Annotated in this window: 17 protein-coding genes and 1 pseudogene; 7 read left to right on the forward strand and 11 right to left on the reverse strand. The window is 71.8% G+C overall.

Going from position 1 to position 21587, the window contains the following annotated elements; genetic code table 11:
* Positions 1 to 188 precede the first annotated feature (188 nt).
* Positions 189 to 2309, forward strand: a complete 2121-nt coding sequence (locus tag OG207_RS04300; protein ID WP_443072655.1) for a SpoIIE family protein phosphatase — start codon at positions 189 to 191, stop codon at positions 2307 to 2309.
* Positions 2310 to 2374: 65 nt separating this feature from the next.
* Here the strand turns inward: OG207_RS04300 and OG207_RS04305 are convergent, their stop codons facing one another.
* From OG207_RS04305 to OG207_RS04320, 4 genes are all read right to left on the reverse strand, one after another.
* Positions 2375 to 3010 (reverse strand): carbonic anhydrase, encoded by a 636-nt coding sequence (locus tag OG207_RS04305; protein ID WP_329096035.1) that lies wholly within the window; start codon positions 3008 to 3010, stop codon positions 2375 to 2377.
* A gap of 113 nt (positions 3011 to 3123) precedes the next feature.
* The gene (locus OG207_RS04310; protein WP_329096037.1) at positions 3124 to 3768 is read right to left on the reverse strand and encodes an L-threonylcarbamoyladenylate synthase; all 645 of its coding nucleotides are present in this window, start codon (positions 3766 to 3768) and stop codon (positions 3124 to 3126) included.
* Positions 3769 to 4150: 382 nt separating this feature from the next.
* Complete coding sequence (locus tag OG207_RS04315) at positions 4151 to 5392, reverse strand: PucR family transcriptional regulator (protein ID WP_329096039.1); 1242 nt, start codon at positions 5390 to 5392, stop codon at positions 4151 to 4153.
* 490 nt (positions 5393 to 5882) lie between these two features.
* On the reverse strand, positions 5883 to 7130 hold the full coding sequence (locus OG207_RS04320) for a cytochrome P450 (RefSeq protein WP_329096041.1): 1248 nt from the start codon (positions 7128 to 7130) through the stop codon (positions 5883 to 5885).
* A 381-nt stretch (positions 7131 to 7511) separates the two neighbouring features.
* Here OG207_RS04320 and OG207_RS04325 point away from each other — a divergent pair, with 381 nt between their 5' ends.
* Complete coding sequence (locus OG207_RS04325; protein WP_329096043.1) at positions 7512 to 9068, forward strand: hypothetical protein; 1557 nt, start codon at positions 7512 to 7514, stop codon at positions 9066 to 9068.
* Between the two features lie 495 nt (positions 9069 to 9563).
* On the opposite strand, the gene OG207_RS04330 is transcribed toward OG207_RS04325, so the two are convergent.
* Both OG207_RS04330 and OG207_RS04335 read right to left on the reverse strand, forming a co-directional pair.
* On the reverse strand, positions 9564 to 10127 hold the full coding sequence (locus OG207_RS04330) for a hypothetical protein (protein ID WP_329096045.1): 564 nt from the start codon (positions 10125 to 10127) through the stop codon (positions 9564 to 9566).
* A gap of 162 nt (positions 10128 to 10289) precedes the next feature.
* Positions 10290 to 10907, reverse strand: a complete 618-nt coding sequence (locus tag OG207_RS04335) for a hypothetical protein (RefSeq protein WP_329096046.1) — start codon at positions 10905 to 10907, stop codon at positions 10290 to 10292.
* Between the two features lie 287 nt (positions 10908 to 11194).
* Here OG207_RS04335 and OG207_RS04340 point away from each other — a divergent pair, with 287 nt between their 5' ends.
* Both OG207_RS04340 and OG207_RS04345 read left to right on the forward strand, forming a co-directional pair.
* Complete coding sequence (locus tag OG207_RS04340; RefSeq protein ID WP_329096048.1) at positions 11195 to 11938, forward strand: TetR/AcrR family transcriptional regulator; 744 nt, start codon at positions 11195 to 11197, stop codon at positions 11936 to 11938.
* Between the two features lie 165 nt (positions 11939 to 12103).
* Complete coding sequence (locus OG207_RS04345) at positions 12104 to 13018, forward strand: DUF7405 family protein (RefSeq protein WP_329096050.1); 915 nt, start codon at positions 12104 to 12106, stop codon at positions 13016 to 13018.
* A 209-nt stretch (positions 13019 to 13227) separates the two neighbouring features.
* Here OG207_RS04345 and OG207_RS04350 read toward each other — a convergent pair whose 3' ends face one another.
* Positions 13228 to 13824 (reverse strand): hypothetical protein, encoded by a 597-nt coding sequence (locus OG207_RS04350; RefSeq protein ID WP_329096052.1) that lies wholly within the window; start codon positions 13822 to 13824, stop codon positions 13228 to 13230.
* 148 nt (positions 13825 to 13972) lie between these two features.
* Between OG207_RS04350 and OG207_RS04355 the strand changes: the two are divergent.
* Positions 13973 to 14116: pseudogene (locus tag OG207_RS04355) on the forward strand (NF041680 family putative transposase); the annotation flags it as partial.
* Positions 14117 to 14259: 143 nt separating this feature from the next.
* Here OG207_RS04355 and OG207_RS04360 read toward each other — a convergent pair.
* Complete coding sequence (locus tag OG207_RS04360) at positions 14260 to 14838, reverse strand: SMI1/KNR4 family protein (RefSeq protein ID WP_329096054.1); 579 nt, start codon at positions 14836 to 14838, stop codon at positions 14260 to 14262.
* Between the two features lie 178 nt (positions 14839 to 15016).
* Complete coding sequence (locus OG207_RS04365; RefSeq protein ID WP_329096056.1) at positions 15017 to 15475, reverse strand: hypothetical protein; 459 nt, start codon at positions 15473 to 15475, stop codon at positions 15017 to 15019.
* A gap of 441 nt (positions 15476 to 15916) precedes the next feature.
* Here OG207_RS04365 and OG207_RS04370 point away from each other — a divergent pair, with 441 nt between their 5' ends.
* Positions 15917 to 17428 (forward strand): SDR family NAD(P)-dependent oxidoreductase, encoded by a 1512-nt coding sequence (locus OG207_RS04370; protein ID WP_329096058.1) that lies wholly within the window; start codon positions 15917 to 15919, stop codon positions 17426 to 17428.
* 94 nt (positions 17429 to 17522) lie between these two features.
* On the opposite strand, the gene OG207_RS04375 is transcribed toward OG207_RS04370, so the two are convergent.
* Positions 17523 to 20003 carry a SpoIIE family protein phosphatase gene (locus OG207_RS04375; protein WP_329096060.1) on the reverse strand — a complete coding sequence of 827 codons (2481 nt, stop codon included), beginning with the start codon at positions 20001 to 20003 and terminating at the stop codon, positions 17523 to 17525.
* 232 nt (positions 20004 to 20235) lie between these two features.
* On the opposite strand from OG207_RS04375, the gene OG207_RS04380 reads away from it, so the two are divergent.
* The gene (locus OG207_RS04380) at positions 20236 to 20703 is read left to right on the forward strand and encodes a hypothetical protein (RefSeq protein WP_329096062.1); all 468 of its coding nucleotides are present in this window, start codon (positions 20236 to 20238) and stop codon (positions 20701 to 20703) included.
* A gap of 97 nt (positions 20704 to 20800) precedes the next feature.
* Here OG207_RS04380 and OG207_RS04385 read toward each other — a convergent pair whose 3' ends face one another.
* Entirely contained in the window at positions 20801 to 21076 is a 276-nt protein-coding gene (locus OG207_RS04385; RefSeq protein ID WP_328787378.1) for an SH3 domain-containing protein, read from the reverse strand.
* Between the last annotated feature and the right edge of the window lie 511 nt (positions 21077 to 21587).

Raw genomic sequence — 21587 nt, forward strand, 5'->3', positions numbered from 1 at the left:
GATGTTCCCGGCACATGCCAGTTTCTTAGACCAAATGGGCCACAGGTGCGATTCTGGGTGGTGCGCGGGGACGAGGAGTGCCGCCCGCACGGGACGGGAGGAGGATGAGATGAAAGCCGCGGGGCAGGCCGGGGACCGGACCATCGGGTCCCGTGCCCGCCGCACGGGGTGAACGAGGAGGTCCGGTCGTGGTCGTGTCCGAGACGTTCCGGGCCGGGCCCGGCCCGGCGAAAGTGGTTCCCTCCGAGCCCGGCGGACTGCTGGACGTCCTGAGCGTGGCCGCGGTGGTCCTGGACACCGACGGGCGGATCACGTTGTGGAGCCCCCAGGCACAGGACCTGTTCGGCTGGTCGGCCGAGGAGGCGCTCGGCAGCTACGCGGCGAAACTGCTGGTCGTCGAAGAGTACGTGGACCTGGTCCTCGAACTGTTCGGCAAGGTCATGGCCGGTGGCGGCGCCTGGGCGGGCGTGTTCCCCGTACGGCGCAAGGACGGCTCCACCCGGCTGGTGGAGTTCCGCAACATGCGGCTGCAGGACGAACAGGGCGGCGTGTACGCCCTGGGGATCGCCTGTGACGAGGCCGTGCTGCGGGGCGTGGAGCGCGACCTGGCCCTGTCGGTGCCCCTGGTGGCGCAGTCCCCGCTCGGTCTGGCGGTACTCGACACCGACCTGCGCTACGTCCTGGTCAACCCGACGCTACAGCGGATCAACGGCCTGCCCGCCGACAGACACCTGGGCCGTACACCCGGTGAGGCCCTGCCGTTCCTGGACACGGACGCGATCGAGGGAGCCATGCGCCAGGTCCTGGACACGGGCGTACCGCTCCTGGACCAGTACGGCATCGGGCGCACTCCCGCCGACCCGGACCAGGAGCACGCCTGGTCGGGCTCCTACTACCGGCTGGAGGACCCGCGCGGTCGGGTGATCGGTGTTGCCCTCATGGTGGTGGACGTCACCGACAGCTACCGCGCGGCCAAGGAGGCCGCCGAAGCCCGTAGGCGCCTCGACGTCATCGCCCGGGCGTCGGTGACCGTCGGAACCACCCTGGACCTGGAGCGCACGGCCCGCGAGCTCGCCCACCTCGTCGTGGCCGACCTGGCCGACATCGCCTCGGTCGACGTCCTCGACTCCGTGCTGGAGGGCAGCGTCGCCACGGCGCCCGGCCCCCGGACGGGGCAGGCCCTCTTCATGGCCCTGGCGGTGGCGACGGCCTACGAAACGCCCTCCGTCCGCGCCACCGACCCGGTGGGCGAGCGCATCACGTATCCGGCCGAACGCCTGGTCACCCGCTGCGTGAGCACCGGGCGTCCCGTCCTGGTCTCGCACGTCACCGGCGCGGACCTCGCGCACATCGCGCGGGACGCGGCCGGAGCGGACCTCCTCGCCCACGAGGGTGCGCACTCCTACCTGGCCGTACCGCTGACCGCCCGGGGTCAGGTCCTCGGCGCCCTCGGCCTGCTGCGCACCCGCAATCCGCTCCCCTTCGACCACGACGACGTCGCCCTGGCCGGTGAGCTGGCCACCCGCGCCGCCATCGCCATCGACAACGCCCGGTGGTACCAGCACGCCACCGACACGGCCCTGACCCTCCAGCGCCACCTCCTCCCCCAACCCCCGCCCCGGTCCGCCGGCCTGCAGATCGCCTACCGCTACCAGCCCGCGGCAGCGGCCAGCGGCATCGGCGGCGACTGGTTCGACGCGATCCCCCAGCCACGGGACAAGACCGCCCTCGTGGTCGGCGACGTCATGGGACACGGTGTCCATGCCGCCGCCACCATGGGACAGCTGCGCACGGCCACCCGTACCCTGGCGGATCTCGGCCTCGACCCGGCCCGGGTGCTGCGCCACCTCGACCACATCACCGCCGAACTGGACGGGACCATCGCGACGTGCGTGTACGCCACCTGGGATCCGCACCGCTCCCGCTGCCGCGTCGCCCTCGCCGGCCACCCGCCCCCCGTCGTCATCCGGTCGGGGCAGGCCCCCCGTCTCCTCGCCCTCCCCGCCGGCGTGCCGCTCGGCACCGGAGGTCTCGGCCGCACCGACTTCGAGAACACCGTCCTCGACCTGCGCCCCGGGGACCGCTTGGTCCTGTACACCGACGGCCTCGTCGAAACCCGCGACGACGCCCTGGACGACCGCCTCGACCTGCTCCTGCGCCTGCTCGCCGATCCCGACCTCCCGCCGGAGGCGACCTGCGACCGGCTCCTGGCCGCACTGAGGCACCACGACGCGGCCGACGACGTCGCCCTCGTCATCGCGCACGTACGACCCCACGCGCCCGCCGACGGGCCGGGCGAGCCGACCTGACCGCCCCGCCCTTCCCCGCCTGCCCGGATGTTGCCGTCGTACGGGGCAGACCCGTCACCGGGCGGTCAGACCGACACCTCGCTCGGGAGGCCGCGGGTGGTGACGACCCGGGCGCTGCCGTCGGCCAGCCGGTAGGACAGGCCCACCACGGCGGTGCGCCCTGCCGCGACCTGGTCGGCGAGGACGCGGGAGCGGTCCAGGAGGAGGTCGACGGTGTGCCGTATGTGCTCGGCGATGATGTCGTCCTCGTCGGTGAGTCCGGCGGCACGGGCGGCCAGCACGCTGGGGGTGACGCGTTCGATGACGTCGCGCACGTAGCCGGTGGCGCTGACGCCGTCGGTCAGGGCGGCGCGGGTCGCGGCGACCGCGCCGCACTTGTCGTGTCCCAGCACCACGACCAGCGGGCTGTCCAGCACGCTCACGGCGTACTCGATGCTGCCCAGGACCTCGGGCCCCGCGACGTGGCCAGCGGTGCGGACGACGAACAGGTCACCGAGCCCGCGGTCGAAGATGATTTCGGCGGCCAGCCGCGAATCGGAGCAGCCGAAGAACACGGCGAAGGGGCTCTGGGCCGGTGCGGTCTCGGTGCGGCGGGCGGCGTCCTGGTTCGGGTGCTCGGGAGCGCCCGCGGTGAAACGCCGGTTGCCGGCCAGCAGCAGCTCGAAGGCCTCGGACGGAGTCGGTGTCGGCAAGGTACTCATGACCGCAGGCTACGGCCCCGCCCGGAGCTCCACACTGCGGGGTCCGTCGAAGGAGCGGGGGTGCGGCGGCCGCCCCGCTGGGTGCCGATGGTCCGCGGTGTCACCTGCGGGGGTCACGGCTCCAGCAGGTCGGGCACGACGCCGCGCAAGGCGTGGGCGCTGATGGCGCCGGCACGCCTGAGGACCGGTACCGGGCCGGTGAGGTCCACGATGGAGGAGGCGACGGCGGCCTCGGTGCGCCCGCCGTCGAGGTAGACGGCGACGGAGTCGCCCAGCATGTCCTGTGCGGCGTCGCAGTCCTGCGGAGAGGGGCGGCCGGTCAGGTTGGCACTGGAGACCGCCATCGGTCCGGTCTCGGCGAGCAGCTCGAGCGCCACGGGGTGGGACGGCATCCGGACCGCGACCGTGCCGTGGGTCTCCCCGAGGTCCCAGGTCAGCGAGGTCAGGTGGCGGGCGACCAGGGTCAGCCCGCCCGGCCAGAACGCCTCCACCAGGGCCCACCCCTGCTTGGGGAATTCGGCGACCAGGTCGTGCAGGGCGTCCGGGGAGGCGACCAGCACGGGCGAAGGCATCGCACGGTCCCGGCCCTTGGCTCCCAGCAGTCTGTCCACCGCGTCCGGGTCGAAGGCGTCCGCACCGATGCCGTAGACGGTGTCCGTCGGGAGCACCACGAGCTCGCCCCGGCGTACCGCCCGGGCGGCCGTGCTCAGCCCGTCGGTCCGGCCCGAAGCCGTGGAGCAGTCGTATCGAAGGGCCATCGCCGATCTCCATCCCACCGGGCTCTCGGCCCGCACCTGCTGGCTTACGCCGGCAGGCTACCGGAACGGACCGCCCCGCCCGTGCCCGTCCGCCGGTCTCCACGTGCGCGCCACCGTCTGCCCGAGGGCCGTTTCTTGAGGTGGACGGCGTCATCGGGAACACGGGGGCGGCGGTGGGCCGTGGGGATCCTCCGGCGGGTTCGATGAGTTCCGCACGGCGGCCATCACCCGAACGGGTGGGTGTGAGCAGCGCCCAGACCCGGCGGGGCGTGCGCGTCCCCGATCGCTGCGATCGCCCCGCCGATGTTCACGCCGCTCGTCCTTCCCTACGCGGCCCGGGCGCCCCGTGGAGGGGCGGCCGGGCCGGTCCGGGCTGCTCGGGTCACAGACCGTTGACCCGGGCCATCCTCTCCGCGACGAGCGGCGGGAAGTTCGTCGTGATGGCCCGGCCCGTTCTGCGGCCCATCCGGGAGTGCTGGAGTCGCACCTGCGCCATCAACCGGCGGGTGCGCAGAGCCATCTCCAGCTCGAAACGGGTACGGGGGTCGCGCAGCCCCGGCCCGAAGAGCTTCTCCAGCTGCCGCATGCGGTACCGCACGGTCTGGGGATGCACGCTCAAGGCCTTCGCGGCCTCCGGGGCGCCACCGCCTTCGAACCAGGCGAGGAGGGTCTCCTCCAGCCGCTCGCTCTGGCGTGGGGTCAAGCCGGCCAAGGGCCGCAGCCAATGGGCGGCCAACGCATGGGCCAGCGGCTGGTCCTGGAGGAGGAGCAGCGTGGAGAGGTGGTCGTCGACGAAGACCGGCCGGGTCTCGGCACCGGGGCGGGCCGGGGTGAGGGCGAGCAGGCGCAGGGCCCAACGCAGTGAGGACGCCGTGTCCGTCGGGGGAACCGCGTGGCCCACGGCGGCGAAGCGGCCGCGCAGCGGGAGTTCCAGTACGGCGCGGGGGTCGGGGTCCACGCTCGGGACCAGCAGGCAGGGCTGGCCCGCGAAGACGCCGGCGAGAGAGTCGTCCAGTACGGCCGCCAGTTGCTGCGCCTCGCCGGGGGTCGCCAGTACGACGCCCCGTACGGCCGGTGGCAGCGGCCAGCCGGCCGCTTCGGCCAGCTCGGTGAGGGACTGCCCCGAGGCAGCCCTGGCGTCGGTGAGCGCCTTGAACAGTTCTTCGCGCGCCCGGTCGGGCGGTGCGGCAGTCGCGTACCGGTCCGTAGCGGCGTCCGTGGTGGTGTTCGTCGCGGCGACGGTGGCGACGGTGGCGCTGCGGCGGTCGCGCTGCGTGGGCACGAGGCCGGTGTTCCGCTTCACTTCCCGGGTGAACCCGGGTTTTTCCTCCTGTCTGCCGTCATGTCCGTCATCGCTCGCCCGCTGGGGACGGGGGCGGCCGTCGCTCGGCTTCCGGTCATCGGATTGCGGGTAGCCGAGAAAGTTGCACAGCGCGTTCTCCACCAACTGCCTGAGCGATTCGTCGTCGATGGTCTCGTAGTCGTCGACGAGTGCCGTGAAGGCGGGAGTTCCGTGCAGGAGCTCCTTCACTATCTCGTCGGCCAGCACGGGCAGCTCCCTGCGCAGGATGCGGGTCCACTCGCCTCGGGGGCGGGACCAGATGCGGTTCAGGAGTTCGCACATCGTTTTCCTCGTTCATGCCGGGGTGAGGCCTGCCCCGCGGAAGGCAGGAAGCCGACCGCGGGGCATCGCTATCGTCAATCTCCTAGCCGTATGGGCGGGTTGATGCGTCGATCGTGCCTCATGAAGACTCCGGTTGCTGCTGTTGCGCCTCAGCCGTGCCTCGTTGCTGTCGTGGGGATCTGGGGGTGGCAGCCAGGACTTGACCTGTCATGAACCCGTCGGAAGGAGATCTTCCGGATTCTTGGATGCGCCGAGACGCGTTGCGGGAAGTTATCACCTTTCGATAAACCTTGTGGAGATGCTGTGCGCTTCCAGCATGCTGCTCCTCTCGCCCCGATCCGACGATGCGGCTCCCGGGTCGTACGCAGCCCCCCGGACATCTCGGCGCGGCCAACCACTTCACCGGCCGTGCGTCCGCCCGCCGCACCGGTCTGACGGACCGTGCGGCGGGCGGGCCAGGTCGTGCAGTGGTGCGCCGGGGCCCCCGGAATCAGGGGCGGATGCCGTCGCAGGCGATGGGCAGGTGGCGCGGGCCACGCAGCACCGCGTTCTGGCGGTACGGGGGCGGGTCCTCCAGCAGCCGCGGATTCTCCAGCCGGCGGGCCAACTCGCTCAGGGCCAGCTGGGCCTCCAGGCGCGCCAGCGGGGCACCGAAGCAGCTGTGGATCCCGCTGCCGAGGCCGAGGTGTTGGATGTCCCCGCGGTCGGGGTCGAAGCGGTCCGCGTGCTCGAACCGCTTCGGGTCGCGGTTCCCGGAGGCCAGGATCAGCGAGACCGTGGCGCCCTTGGGGATGTTGACCCTGGCCACCTCGATGTCGTCGATCGTGCTGCGCCGCGGCAGGAGCTGCACGGGGGGTTCGTACCGCAGCAGTTCCTCGACGATCGGGACGGACAGCTGCGGGTCCTCGCGCAGTCGCTGGAGCACGTCCGGGTGGCGCAGGAGGGTCAGCATGCCGTTCGTGATCAGGTTGACCGTCGTTTCGTGGCCCGCGATCAGCAGCAGCGCCGCCGTACTGATGGCCTCCAGCGCGCTCATGCCCCCGTCCGGATCCTGACCGGCGGCCGCCAGCTGGGACAGCATGTCCTCGCCCGGCTCCTTGCGCCGCTCCTCGATCAGCCCGGCCAAGTACATGCCGAGCTCCATCTGCGCGTCGGCGGCAGCCTTCGGCCTCTCGGTGGCGTCCGCGTCCGGATCGGGGTCCAGACTGGCGGCGATGGTGTCGGCCCAGCCGTGGAAGCGGGGCTCGTCCTCGGGGGGCACGCCCAGGAGCCGGCAGATCACGGTCACCGGGAAGGGGTAGGAGAACTGGTCGACCAGGTCGATCCGCTCCGGGGAACCCGCGTCGACGATGCCCTCGATGAGGTCGGAGACGATGTCGCCGAGCTCGCCGCGCATGTCGTGGACCTTGTGCGGCGAGTGCGGCGGCCCGAACGGCCGGTTCGTGATGCGGCGCAGCCGGTCGTGGTCCGGCGGGTCGAGCTTGAGGAACACCGGGGGCAGCGCCGAGTCGCCGCCGTCCTCCTGCGCCAGCGGATCGCTCGACGGAAGCGTCAGGTTGCGGGGATCGGAACTGATGCGCGGATCGTGCAGCAGGCTCTGTATCTCGTAGTAGGTGCTGACGACGTACGGACCGTCCTCGTCGCGGAACACCGGCGTCTTGCGCAGTCCCTCGTACAGCGGGTACGGGTCGGCGCGGGTTGAGTAGTCGAGGATCTGCCGAAGCATGGCTTGGCTCATGGGGCGTCCTTGTACGGCTCGCGGGATCGGCGGTTCGGGGCCCTCCCCCGTCGTTTTGACACCGGTCTCCGGCCGACTCCGGCTCCCCGGCTTTCCCAGCATGCACGGAGGCCCCCAGGAGCGCCTGCCGGGCGACGAAACCGCAGGTCACACCCCAAGTACGCACCCGCAGGGCGCACCCCGGGGCGCACCCCCGGGGCGCACGCCGCGAGCCGCACGCCACCGTTCGGGGCGCGGCAGCGGGCCTTACCGCCCTCGACAGCCCGTCAGCCTCTGCCGCATCATCATTCTTGCACTGACAGTGCAAATATGTCGGACGATCTGCTGCGGGCTCACGCCCCCCGCCGCGTCCTCACAGGTCAGCGAATGAAAGGCCTCCGCATGCGCACGTTCCTCCGTGTCCTGGCCCTCATGGTGGCCGCCGCCGTGTTACCTCCCCTCACCGCCGCCGCCCCGGCCGGAGCAGTGGCCCTGCCCGCCCCGTCCATACCCGGGGATCCGCGCGGAGCCGCGCTGCCCCGGTTCACCGGTCACGCCGTCGCACCGCGACCGGTCGCCGTCCCCCCGGTCCCGCAGCACCCGTTCATGGCGGCCAACGGCTCCAGCAACGTGCACGGCGACGCTTATCAGAGCGACACGCACGAAGCGCCCGGCCCCACCGGCCGCGATCTCGCCGTGCGCAGCAGGCTGCAGGGCGGGCTCTGCGGCTCGGTCACCTTCGACTCGCGGGGACGGATCGTCACCGTCTGCATGACCCCGGGACTCTCCCCCCGGCTGATGCTGCTCGATCCGCACGACCTCTCAGCGGTGTCCTCCCTCACCCTGCCCGGGACGGCCGGCACCAGTCCCACGGAGGTCTCCGGAGGTGGCTACTTCTACCTCGACCAGCTCGACCGTGCGGTCGTCCCCACGAAGGACGGCGCCGTTCAGGTCGTGGCCGTCCGGGGCGACGCACTCGTGACGCAGGCGCGCTACGACCTGGGGCCGGTGATCGGTACCAGCGGCATCGTGTCCGTCCTCCCCGACTGGTCGGGGAGGATGTGGTTCGTGACCGGCAGTGGGGTGGTCGGCGTCCTCGATCCGGCCAGCGGCGCGGTCTCCACCCACGCACTGCGCGGGGAGACGATCGCCAACAGCCTCGCGGTCGACGAGTCCGGCGGCGTCTTCGTCGTCAGCGACCACGCCCTCTACCGCTTCGACTTCGACGCGTCCGCCGAGGGCCGACCCGTCTTCACCTGGCGGGCCCCGTACGAGCGGGGTTCTCGGCAGAAGCCCGGCCAGCTCAGCCAGGGCAGCGGGACCACTCCCACGCTCATCGGCCCGGCAGCCGGCCCGGGCGGAGGGTACGTCGCCATCACCGACAACGCCGACCCCCGGATGAGGGTGCTCGTGATGGCGCGCGGGAAGGCCGGGCCCGAGAAGGTGTGCGAACAGCCGGTCTTCGCCCCGGGAAGGGGTGCCGACGAGAACAGCCTCGTCGCCGTGGGCGGTGACCTCATCGTGGAGAACAACTACGGCTATGTCGTCGGGGACCACGCCCTCTTGAAGGGGATGCTCGGCGGGCGCCAGGTGGACACCGAGCCCGGCTTGGCCCGGATCCACGTCGACTACGCCGCCCGTACCTGTTCGCTGGCCTGGTCCGACAGCAGCGAACGGGTTCCCAGCGTCGTCAGCAAGGTCTCCCTCGCGACGGGCCTCCTGTACACCTTCACGCACCCCACCGCCGACGAACTGCGGTCCGCCCGCCGCACGGGCAGCGCTGCGATGCCCGACGCCTGGTACCTCACGGCGTTGGACGTTCGGACCGGCGAGCGGGTGTGGAGCCGACTGGTCGGCGCGTTGGCATTGCCCTCGCCGCCGCCTCCGCCACCGCCGGCATCGGCATCGGCATCGGCATCGGCATCGGCGAGGAGGTTGGTCGTGGTGCACGTGCCGTAACCCGCGATGCACGGGCTCTGCGTGGTCAGGTCCACGCCGGAGACCAGGGTCGAGGCTCCACCGCGGCCACCGGCGGACGTCGCGCCGAGTTGACCGACGTAGTAGTACAGGGTCTGTCCGAACGCGCCCTGGAAGCTCGCGATCGAGGTCACGGTCTGCGCCCTGCCACCGTTTCCGCCGTCACCGCCCCGGTAGATGCCGCCACCGTTGCTGCCGTACCGCCCGGCACCGCCGTAGGCCGTGATGACCATGGGCGTGGTCGCGGACAGCGAGGTCTGCGTCGCCGCCTGGGCGGCCGCCAGCAGTGCCGTGGTGTCGTACGAGGACGCACCGTCCGGCAGCAGGCAGGACACCACACCGGTCTGGATCTCGCCGCAGTCGATGTCGGTGGTCGTGGCCGCGGCGGTCGGTGCGGAGAGCGCCAGGACGGAGAGCAGGCATGCGCCGGCCCCCAGAGCCTTGACGACCCTTTCCGATCTGAGCATGAAATTCCCTTCAGGGGCGGGCGGACGGGCCCGGAATGCGGGCGCATTGCGCGACGGCCGCCACGGTGGCGCTCGCCGTCGAGGAGTTCAGGACGGTGACGGTCCACGTGTCGGGGGTCGCCGCCCGGGAGGTGAGCAGGACCTGCATCGTGCCGCTCATCAGGTATCCGCCGCTGAGGAGGGTGCTCCCGGCCGGGCACGTGGCGAACACGGTGCCCTCGTCTCCGGGGGCCACGGTCACGGGATCGCCGACGATCTCGGCAACGTGCGCGGGCTTGTGCCCGTCGTGACCTTCGTGGGGCGGCGGCCCGTCCTCGTGGGGCGGCGGCCGACCGTGCAACGGGCCCGTCAGAAGGGGACCGCAGTCCACCCAGGGCGGACAGAGCCTGTTCGGCGGTCCGGGGTCCGCCTGCGCCACGGCCGAGGAGCTCGCTGTCCGCACCGGGGCCGATTCCGCGGTGCCCGCGAGCCCGGCCACGGCCGCGGTGAGCACGACGAAGGCCCCGCAGACGTGGAGGATCCGCCGACCGGGCAGCGACCCCGAACGGCCGCGCCGAGGAAAATCAGAGCGCATCAAAGAGCTTCTCTTTCTAGGGGGAGGAAGAGAGCAGTCGCGGCATCGTTACCCTCCGTGGGGTCATCCGCGTCCGCTCTGCTCCCTTTTGAGTGACTGTCATACGACGCCCGGCCTAGCTGGCGCCTTGCCGATGGGGCCGGGGACGCCGGCGCGCCCGTGTCAGTCCTCGGGGGACTTCTCCGGCGCACCCTCCGGCGCGTCCACCTGGGGCTTCGTGTCCGACTCCCCGTGGGAGCCCTGACCGGGGTCGCGTCCGAGGTCCGGACCGGGCTTCTCGGCCGAGCCGTGGCCGGGCTTGTGGTGTCCGCCGAACTCGGCCGCGACCACCCTGAAGGGGATCGACTGCCACAACTGGGAGCCGTGCCCGGCGAGCTCCAGGCGGTACTCGCCCCGGAGGTGGTGATGGCGGCCGTGCCGCTCGGGGACCCTGACCGTGCCGGAGACCTCTCCGTCGGCGTTCGCCAGGAGGATCGCGAGGGTGACGATGCGCCTGCCGGCGCGCCGGTCGCCGTCCCCGTCGACCCCTTCCACGGCGCGGGTCTCGTCGGCCCGACCTTCCGGGATCAGCCGTACGTACACCTCCTCGTTCGGCCAGTAGCGGCTGGCGGACACGGTGAAGCTCTCGCCGTGTGCCACGGTGCTGCGGTCGACGACGATGGTGGAGTAGGGGGCCGGGTTGACCGCGGCCGGCGGCGCTGCCGACGCCACGGCCGGGCCCGCGCTCAGTACGGCGGCTCCGGCCGCCAGGGCGACGAGCCATCGCGGGTTTCTGGGCATGGTGGGGAGGTCTCCTTCGGAAGCGGAGGGGTGCCGGCCCGCCTTTCGAACACCGGCCCGCGATTCGTAGATGCGTGCGCATCGGACCAAACGGGCGCGCCGTGCGGCTCCCCGGGACGGTCGCGCTCCGCCACCCGTACGGCCTGCACTCGGGGTACGAGGACGGGCCCGGGCCGCTCCGCCGGCCCCCGCGCAACCCGCTCCCGGAAGGGCGTCCGGGCGCCGCCAGGGGGAGTTGCTCCCGTTCGTTTGCGACAATGGCACCCAGCGAAGTGGGGAGGGGCGCCGTGAACGAGTCGGCCCGACGGCCGCGGTCCGAGGACCGCACCACGGACGGTCGCACCACGGACGGGCGCACCCCGGACGGGCGCACCCCGGACGGGCGCACCCCGGACGGGCGCACCCCGGACGGGCGCACCCCGGACGGGCGCACCCTGGACGGGCGCGCCGAGCGCGGCCGCCAGTCCCGGGTGAAGATCGCCGAGGCCGTGCTGTCCCTGCTCGACGAGGGGGAATCCAGCTTCCCCGCAGAGCGGGTCGCCGAGCGTGCCGGCGTGTCCCGCCGCCTCGTGTTCCATCACTTCGCCGACATGTCCGAGCTGGTGGAGACGGCCATCACCCGCCGACTGGAGCAGCTGATCGAGCAGATCAGGCCGCTTCCGACCGCCGGGCCGCGCGATACCCGGGTGACGGCCCTGACGGAACAGCGGGCCCGGATCCTGGAGTGGATCACGCCGGCCCAGCTGACCCTGATGCGCCTGGAAACACCGGGGGGCCGCGTTGCCGAGGTCACCCGCGAGGTACTGGACCTGGCCCGTGCGCGACTGGCCGAGATCTTCGCGGCGGAACTCGAACGCCTGCCCGCCGCGCGCAGGACGGAAGTGCTCTACGGACTGGACGCGGTGACGACCTGGGGCGCTTGGTACCACTGGCGCAGCAGTGGCTTGAGCGCCGAAGCGGCAACCAGCACCATGGAGACGGCCGTACACGCCCTGCTCGCCACCACCGACCAACCCGGGACGTCCTCCTAGGCCGGGGGTGCGCACCGCGCACCGAGCCTCGGCCGGAGATCCCTCGGCCTTCGGCGCGCGAACACGCCGGTCACTTTCGGTGACGTCCGACCACCCTTCGGCGCACCGCGGCTCCGGCCGGCCGCGCAGCGGTGCAACGGGCCCGCGGGCATCGACGCCTTCCTCATGCGGCCGTGGTCGGCCACCGGTCAGCGGCGCTTCGCCGACCTCGCCGTGCAGGGCGGGGCGGCCTGCGTCAGCGAACCGTGGCGTCCGAGCCATCGGCCGAGGGTCCAAGCCCTGCTCCGGTGGCTCGGCAGGAGTCAGACCCTCGCCGGCCGCCCCCAGCCCTCACCGCCCCTCACCGACCTCCTGTCCTTCACCTCCGCCCGGGCGATGTTCACCCAGATCGGCCTGCCCCGGAAGCTGGCGGACGAGGCGTCGCTGTCCTACGCCTTCATGGTCAACCCGCGTTCGCCGATGTGGATGGGCTTCGCCGACCAGCAAACCGCCGGAACCGCTGCCGCCGACGCCGTCACCTTCCGGGGCAGCGGCCTCACCACGGCGAAGTCGGGCTCCTACTTCGACCACGGCGCCGTCCAGCAGCTGTCGCACGTCCTCATGGATCTCCAGCAGTTCTACGACGTCGACGACGCCGGCGTGCTGGGAGACGACGCCTCGTTCACGGAACGCGTCCAGTACATGTTCCGTTCCACGCCGCCACCCTCGCCGGGCAACGCCGACCAGATCACCGACGGCGGGGGCCCCGCGTTCCTGCCGAACACCTTCCAGGGCACCGACGACGCCCTGCTGAGCGCCCAGGGGCGGGGCACTCCGGACGGGGAGCGCCGGATCGGCCACCTCTCCTGTCTGCAGCGGTCGTCGCGCACGGCCGACGGCAGGCCGCTGCACGTTCGCATGGACGGCCCCGGCTACGCACCATGGACGTACCGGACGGATCCTCCCAGCCCAAGCTGGAGTTCACGGTGTTCGTCCCGAGTGCCGACTTCTTCGCCACGATGCGCAGGAACCAGGCCTCGCTCGACCTGGCGGCGGCCCACGGCGTCCCGGAGGACGAGAACGGGCTGGAGCGGTTCCTGACGGCGACACGACGCCAGAACTTCCTCACGCCGCCGCGTCGCCACCGGGCGTTCCCCCTCGTCGAATTCCTCTGAGTGCCTGTCTGAACCCCGGCCTCGCGTTGGGGGAACGGTCCCCGTGACCGCTCCCCCAACGCTTGCGCAATGCGCCCATTCCGGGTCGATGCCTGCCGGAGGCCCATCGCACGGCGGCTGCTGGCGCAGGTCCGATCAGAAGCCGGTGCCGTCCTGCCTTGCGACGGTGGCAGTGTCGTTGCTCTGGTTGACGTCGGTGATCCCCGGAGGCAAGGATGTGACCGTTGCTACCCCTGCCACGCGGTGCCACGGCGCGTAGTGGCCAACGGTCCAGCGGTACGTAGCTGCTTCGCCGGGGGCGAGGTCTCTGGTGGTGATGATCATCCATGGCGGGACGGCATTGTCGATGACGGGGGCGGGCACCGCGGTGGTGCCGTCCCCGCCGAGCACACCGGCGGCGTGGATTTCGCTGCACATCCGGCTGGAGTCGCCGCGTGAGCAGATCAAGGGGGGTACGGCGAGATTGCGGACGGTGAAGTACACCTTGACGCCAGCGGGGATGGTGGTGTCCCCCGTGTTCGTGATCCAGCCGCGGCCGGACCCCCCGAGGACAGTGTTCGGCTCCCATTGTCGCGGCGAGTCCAGGGCCAGGGAGACGGCGATGTCGGGTCCTGTCGCAGCCGATGCCAGGCCGCTGGTGAGCAGGGTTCCCAGGACAGCGGTCGCTGATGCCAGGGCGATCCGGCTACGGTGCCGTGCCGAGCGCTTGGCACCGGTCAGCGTGTGGTGCATCACGGGCTTCCTTTCCGTAGGGGTCTACCGAGGAAAGGATCTTGCCCAGGCGGGATGACGCCACGAAGGGAGGGAAACGCCGATTCAGGAAACGTGACTCGCAGGGGTGACACCCCACCATGGCCACCTGGCAGATCGGCCGGAAGCGGACCTAACGCTCGCTCCCGAGCACCGGCGCGGGCACGGTGCCTCGTTTTTCGCACTCAGCCAAGGCCGGATCGATGTCGCCCGGCTGCGACGAGCCCTGGCCGTCGTGCCGCTGCCCCGGGCCCGTGACGACCGGCTGGTGCTCCGGTCGAAGCGCTGGGGCGGCTCCGGTCGGACCGGGCGATACGAAAGTCTGTCCCCGTGCCGTGGATCTGCCCGGCTCAGGGCGACCAGGCCCAAGCCCCGGCGACGCCGCTGGTTCCGCCACCACCCTCGGGGTCGCAATCGTCAACGGCCGTGCCGTCCCGGTTCATCCGGACGGCCACCACCCGCCCCGTCGAAGGGTTCGTAGCGGGCGTCGCCTCCGGGCCAGGCGCGGTCCATGAACGGTGCCCGGTCGAGGCCGTCGAAGCAGCGCATCAGGAAGTCGGTGAAGCTGCCGCTGGTTCGGTACCACTCCGCGCACTCGCTACTGACCACGATCTCCCAGCGACCCGGATCCGGGTCGCTGGCAAGGAAGTAGTACTCACTGCTGTGCTCGTCGTGGCCCCAGCGGATGAGCCCACCCGGGTCGGGGTGGAAGGGGAAGGGGTAGAGATCCTCCGAGCCTCTTCGTGCATCGCGCCAACCCTCCAGGGCCCAGAAGTCCTCGACTTCGGCAGGGGTCATGAGGCCAGTCGGCCGGTCGAGGTGCAGATACCCGCCGAGGGTTCCGGGCCCGTACACGTCCATGAAGGCCTTGTAATCCCCGGGCAGCGTGACACCGAGGTGCTGTTCGGAGGCCTCCCAGACCTCTCGGCGCGGCCAGCCCCACACCCCCTCCGGCTCACCGAGCAGTGCCTGGAGGCGTTCCAATGCCGATGGCATGTCTTCCCTCGTCCCTGAGATGTGACCGGCTGGGAACATCATCAGGCCTCCCACTGACAACACCGAGGGGCCCAGCCCCTCAACCCGGCGAACCTTCCCGGTCGTAGACGTGAGGAGGGCGTCGGCACGAAGCCATCGAGGACGACCGGGGCCGGGGGCCGGGGCTGCCGTATCCGCACTATGCGCGCACGACCCGATCGCCCCGGCCCCCGGTACCGTGCGACAACCAGCCGTGCAGGGCGGGACCGCCGACGGCCACCAGGACGAACAGGAATCCGGCGGTGATCAGGGCCGGTTCGGAGAACCACAGGCCCGCGAGCCAGTCGACGAGCAGGGCCACGGCCACCAGGAGCACCTTCGCCGCCACCAGGCCGAAGAACAGACCGCGGTCGATCGGGGTCCTCCCGGAGCGGGCGAGGCGGCGGCCGACGAACCGTCCGGCCACGCTGACGCAGAGCACCACCACGAGGACGCGCAGTGCATGTTCCCACGCGGGCATGTCCCCGCCGAAGGCCCAGACGCCGCCCACGGCCGCGCCCGCGGCGACGTAGGCGAGCGTGCGCGTGGGTCGGGCGGACCTCGTACGCGTCCCGGTTCGGCTGGGCCGGGAACACGCTCGGGCGCTGTAGACGGACATGTCTCGCCTTTCGTTACGGAGAGCAAGCAGTAGCTACAAATGCAGACAAAACAACTTGCACTCCAAGTGTCATCTCTTCGGGGTGGATCGTCAAGACCCGGCCCCGGAGACGCGCGAACCGCCGGAGGACCTCACCGAACACGACCGGCCCGTCGGGGCTTGGAAGGGCCTGTTCGTGCGGCCGGTGGACATGGGCGCCGAACTCGGAGCGGGGCCAGGCGAGGCCGGGCCGGGCCGAAAAAGGCGCCCGGCTGTCCGGGATACGACCTATGGTGATCACCACCTCCGGACGCGGCGCCCCTGCTACGCGTCCACCGTGAAACGCCTTCTCCGTCCCCACCGCCGCCCGGCCCTTCACCTCGCACGGCCCGGTCGTCCACGTGAACACCTCCGGGGTGGGGGGAGGGGCCGCGAACGGACCCATCACACCAAAGGCACCCCATGGACAGTGAGCGCATACAGAGCTGCCTGGACCTGATCCACCAGGCACGACAGCTACCCGTGGACGATGCTCAGCGCCGCCTGCTGGAACGGGCCGCCGGCGAACTCGTCCGCGACGGCCGCCTCCGACGCCGTGCCGAGGCACGCGCGGAACGCGCCGCAGCCGACGCGGAGCTGCTCGCCGCCACCGCGATGGGTGCCTGCGACCGCGTCATGGATGCCGCTCTGCCCGCCCCGGCCCCGCCGGAACGCGGCCTGACGGTGGGCGAATACGTCCGGCTTCGCCCCGGACCGGCCGCCGCGGCGGGACAGCTGCCGGACCGTGCGCCGGAGCGCTCCCGGCCGGCACGGCTGCTGAACCGTCCCCAACGCTGCTACGTCTGCAAGAAGCACTACCGGCACGTCCACGACTTCTACCACCTGCTGTGTCCCGAATGCGCCGGCGAGAACCTCGCCCACCGCACCGCCCGCACCGACCTCACCGGCCGGCGGGCGCTGCTGACGGGCGGGCGCGTGAAGATCGGCCACCAGGTGGCGCTGATGCTCCTTCGCGACGGCGCCGAGCTCACGGTGACCAGTCGCTTCCCGCAGGACACGGTGCGCCGGTTCGCGGCGGCTCCCGGCGCCGCGGATTGGTGGCACCGGCTGCGGATCGTCGCCCTGGACCTGCGCGATCCCCGGCAGGTACTCGCCTTCACGGACCACATGCTCGCCCAAGGGCTACCCCTGGACGTGCTGATCAACAACGCGGCCCAAACCCTGCGCCGCTCCCCCGAGGCGTACACCGCACTGTCCGCCGCCGAACCCGCGCCGGCCCCCGCGCCGCTCGCCGCGCCACCGATCTGGACCGCTCCGGGATTCTCCGTACCCGGCCCGCGCACCGCACCCCTTCCGTGGACGGCGGAGCTCGCCCCGCGCATCCCAGCGCCCCACGCCCTGGCCGGAGGCGCACACACGGCTGACGCCCCGCTGGCCACCCCAGTGCCGCAGGAAGTTGTCGACGAGGCGGGCCTGCTGCCCGAGTCGGCCGCAACCAACTCCTGGACCCTACGCCTGGGCCAGATCGACCCGACCGAGCTGCTGGAGGTCCAGCTGGTCAACGCGGTCGCGCCGTTCTTGCTCGCCGACCGGCTGCTGCCCCTTCTCGACGCTTCCCCGCACCCCGACCGCTACCTCATCAACGTCTCGGCGGTTGAAGGCCAGTTCGCCGTGCGCAACAAGACCAGCGACCATCCGCACACGAACATGGCCAAGGCGGCCCTGAACATGCTCACCCGCACCAGCGCCGCCGATCTGGCCACCCGCTCCATCCACACCTGCAGCGTCGACACCGGCTGGGTCACCGACGAGAAGCCCCTCCCCGCCCGGGAGCGGCACGCCGCCACCGGTTGGCGCCCGCCGTTGGACATCGTCGACGGCGCCGCCCGCATCTACCACCCCATCGTGCAGGGACAGGCCGGCGCACCGGTCCACGGCGTCCTCCTGAAGGACTACCGGCAGGTCCCGTGGTGATACCTCCGACATCCGCGGGGGGGGGGGGATCCCCGTCGGACACGCGTGCCGCCCCGGCGGCGACGGAGCCCGCTCGGCTTCGACTCCCCCGGTGTCACCCGTCGAGCGCGAGGTCCGCGACCGGCGCGGAGAACCCCTGCACTGCCGCGGCCAGCGGGAACTCCGTCCAGACGGTCTTGCCGTCCCGGGTGTAGCGGGTGCCCCACCGTTCGGTGAGCTGGGCCACCAGGAAGAGCCCGCGCCCGCCCTCGTCGGTGGTGCGCGCCCGCCGTAGGTGGGGAGCGGTGCTGCTGCCGTCGGAGACCTCGCAGATCAGGCTGCGGTCGCGGATGAGCCGGAAGGTGACCGGCCCGCCACCGCCGTACCGGTAGGCGTTGGTGACCAGTTCGCTGACGACCAGTTCGGCGGTGAAGGCCAGCTCCGCCAGGCCCCACCCGGTCAGTGTGGTCTCCGTCAGGTGCCGCGCACGGGCGGCAACGGTCGGCTCTGCCGGGAGTTCCCAGGAGGCGACCTGCTCCGGCGCCAAGACGCGGGTGCGGGCGAGGAGCAGCGCGACGTCGTCCGGTGGATGCTCCGGTAGCAGGGCGCCCTGGACCGCCGCGCAGGTCTGCTCGAGCGAGCGGCCGGGCCGGGACAGGGCCTCTCGCAGCCGCGAGAGCCCCTCGTCGAGGTCGAGGCCGCGGGCCTCGACCAGGCCGTCCGTGTACAGCGCCAGGAGACTTCCCTCGGCGAGTTCCAGTTCGGCGGACTCGAAGGGGAGTCCGCCCAGACCCAGCGGCGGCCCTTCGGGAAGGTCGGGGAGGCTGACCGTGCCGTCGGAGGTCACCACGGCGGGGGGCAAGTGGCCCGCACGGGCCAGGGTGCAGCGCCGGGAGGTGGGGTCGTAGACCGCGTAGAGGCACGTCGCGCCGACGATCTGCTGGCCCTGCGGGCGTCCGTCGGCGGGTTCCTGCTCGTCCGCCAGACGGTTGACCAGGTCGTCCAGGTGGGAGAGGACCTCGTCCGGAGCGTAGTCGAGGCTGGCCAGGGTGTGTACGGCCGTGCGCAGGCGGCCCATGGTGGCCGCGGCGTGCAGGCCGTGGCCGACGACGTCGCCGACGACGAGGGCGACGCGTGCTCCGGAGAGGGGGATGACATCGAACCAGTCGCCGCCGACGCCGGTGGCGGGGTCGGCCGGGAGGTAGAGGTGCGCGACCTCGACCGCGCTGTATTCGGGCAGTTCCTGCGGCAGCAGGCTGCGCTGCAAGGTCAACGCGGCCTGATGCTGCTGGGTGTAGCGGCGGGCGTTGTCTATGCACAGGGCGGCCCGCGCGGCGAATTCCTCGGCGAGCGTGACGTCGTCCTCCTCGAACGGTTCGGGCCGCCCGGCCCGCCACAGGCTGAGCAGGCCGAGGAGCAGGCCGCGGGCCGTCAGCGGTACGACGATCAGTGAGTGGGCGTGCAGGCCGAGGGCGCGCCGGGTGCGCTCCGGATCCTGGAAGTACCAGCTGGGGTTGGTCTGGAGCACCGGTTCGAGGATGGGCTGCTGTTCGGCGAGGCACCTGGCCTGAGGGGTGCGCGGGTCGAAGTGGAAGACCTCGCCGGCGGCGTGCATCACCTGCAGCGCCTCCGCAATGACCGAGTGGACGGCCATCCTCAGGACCGGACCGCTCGCTTCTTCGGCGTTGTCTTCGCCTCGGGCCACCGACTCCAGCAGGTCCACCGAGACGGCGTCCGCGAGGTCGGGGACGGCGACGTCGGCCAGCTCCCGGGTGGTCCGGCCGAGATCCAGCGTGGTCCCGATGCGGGCGCTCGCCCGGTTGAGCAGGGCGAGCCGCCGCCGGGCCCGGTAGCGGTCGGTGACGTCCTCCACCAGTTGGGTGACTCCGAGGATCCCGCCCGCGGGGTCCTCCATCCGAAACGCCGAGACCGAGACCACCCACTCGTGGTCGGGGTCGCTCCTGGCGCGACAGCGCTGCTCGGTGAAGATCAGGGGGGCGCCCGTCTCCAGCACCCGGCGCAGCCGGGTCTCGATGGTCTTCACGTCCGGACCGATCAGGAAGTCGCCGATGCGTCGGCTCCGGATCTCCGCCGCGGGGAGTTGCGTGAACCGGGCCAGCGCCCGGTTGATCCGCAGGATGCTCAGATCGGGGGCGTGGACGGACAGGCCGATCGGGGAGCGCCGGAACAGACCGTCCAGGACCGACCGGTCCGTCTCCCACCGGAGCACCTCCTCGGCCGGGGCGACGACGAGGAACCACTCGCGGGCCGATCCGGCGCGGATGACGGCGCGGGCGCGGAAGCCCAGCTCCACCCGTCGCCCGCTGCGGTGCAGGACGGGCAGGACACCGGACCAGCCCCCGTCGCGGTCGCACGCGGCCACGGCGTCCCGGATCGCCTCAAGATCACGCGAATCGCACAAGAACTCGACGGCCGTGCCGCCCAGCACCTCGTCGGGCGGGTAGCCGAGGAGCTCCTGTGCGCGCTCGCTCCAGCCCACGACCCTGCCGTGGTCGTCCAGTACCGCCGAGGCCGAGCTGTGCAGCGCGAACGGGTCCTCGGGCACCTCGCCCGGTCCCGGCGCCGGTGCGTCCATCGCTGCCACCCTTCGACCTGCCGAAAGGACCGCACGGCGGGCATTGCCGCAGCGACTGCCCAGAGTGATCGCAGACCAGGGGTTGAGCAGTCGGCCCACCTTCAGTATCGCCGCGCCGCTGCACGTCGGCAGCAGGTCGCCCCCGGGGCACCCCCGGGGTCGCCGGGCCCCGCCCGCCCGGACCCGGGCCGAGGCGCGGGTGCGGCCCACCGGCACGGGGGATCCTCACGACATGAATGCCGCCCTCACGAGCCTCGTCGCCGTCTTCGCAACACTGGCCGGGTCCACCCTCACCTTCGTGTTCCAACGGCACATCGCCCGGCAGGCGGAACGGTTCGCCCGAGACCAACAGGTGCGGCACGAACGGATCGGCGCCTACAGCGCCTTCGCGGCGGCCCTCACCGACTTCCGCCGGAGCCAGAACGACCGCTGGCACTGGGAGCAGGCCGACCCGGACGGCCCTCAGTCCATCAGTGCTCGTGAAGCGTCCTACCAGCGGCGGGCGGACTCCACGGCAGCACTCTGCCGAGTTCGCCTCATGTGCGGCGATTCCGCCTTGATCCAGTTGGCCCAAGAGGCCCTCGATGCCACGACGGAGATCCATGCGGCACAGGACGAACGGGACCGCACGGGGCGGGGCGAGACGGCGCGCCTCGCGCTGGAGAGGTTCTTGACCAGCGCCTCACCGCAGGCCCACTGACCACGCGGTGCAGCGGGCACGCACCATCGGTCCGAGCCCGGGGGCAGCCTTGGGCTGCCCCCGAACGGCCCGGGACTTCCGCAGGGCCGGCTCGCCGTCAGCCCTGGGGGCCGGCGGGCTTGGCGTCCTTGGACAGCGGTACCTCGCCGGTGTTGTCGACGTGGCGGGCGGCGACCCACACGGCCTGGTCGCGCAGCAAGTACCAGATGCTGTTGCCGTCGATGGTCTGCGCGTTCACCTTGCTGTGCAGACCGACCTGGGCGCCGTGGCTCAGGTTGCCGACGAGGGAAGAGTCGGTACTCGGATACCTCCGCAGATTGACGCCGCTACTACTGACGACCGTGCCAAACGGCTGGGCGGGACTGGGCATCATGACCTCCAAGGGAACGCCTGAGCGGCGGGACGTGGTCCGCTGTGCACGGACGGGTTGCTTGCACGGTAGGGCTCCCGCCCGTCGGGGAGCCGGAGGCGTGCGGGGCATCCCCACGACCGGCGGCCGAGCATCATTCCGATGGTTCCGCCGCGCGGCCCGCCGCCGGATCGTCGATCGCCGCTTCAACGATCCAGCAGAACAATGATGACAGTTCAATTACCCCCTGTAACGGACCGGCCGGCTGCCGGGTACTGCTCCGTAGCCCATGAGCACCACGTACCCGGCGCGCACCATGGGTAGATGACCGGCAATCCGAATGGCGAACCCGTTGAGCGCGCCGCCCTTCCGGTTGCCCCGTCCATTACGGTGAGTGACGATCGAGGAGGGGGCGCGGGAGTCGGGGGGGCGAGAGGGGTCACGGCGATGTCGGACCTTGAGAGCACCGCTTGCACGTTGCCGACGGTCCTGAGGTGCGCGTCACACAGTTGGGGCGCGAGCAATCGACCGAAGT

Origin of the sequence: Streptomyces sp. NBC_01439, assembly GCF_036227605.1 — a bacterium.
Lineage (GTDB): Bacteria > Actinomycetota > Actinomycetes > Streptomycetales > Streptomycetaceae > Streptomyces.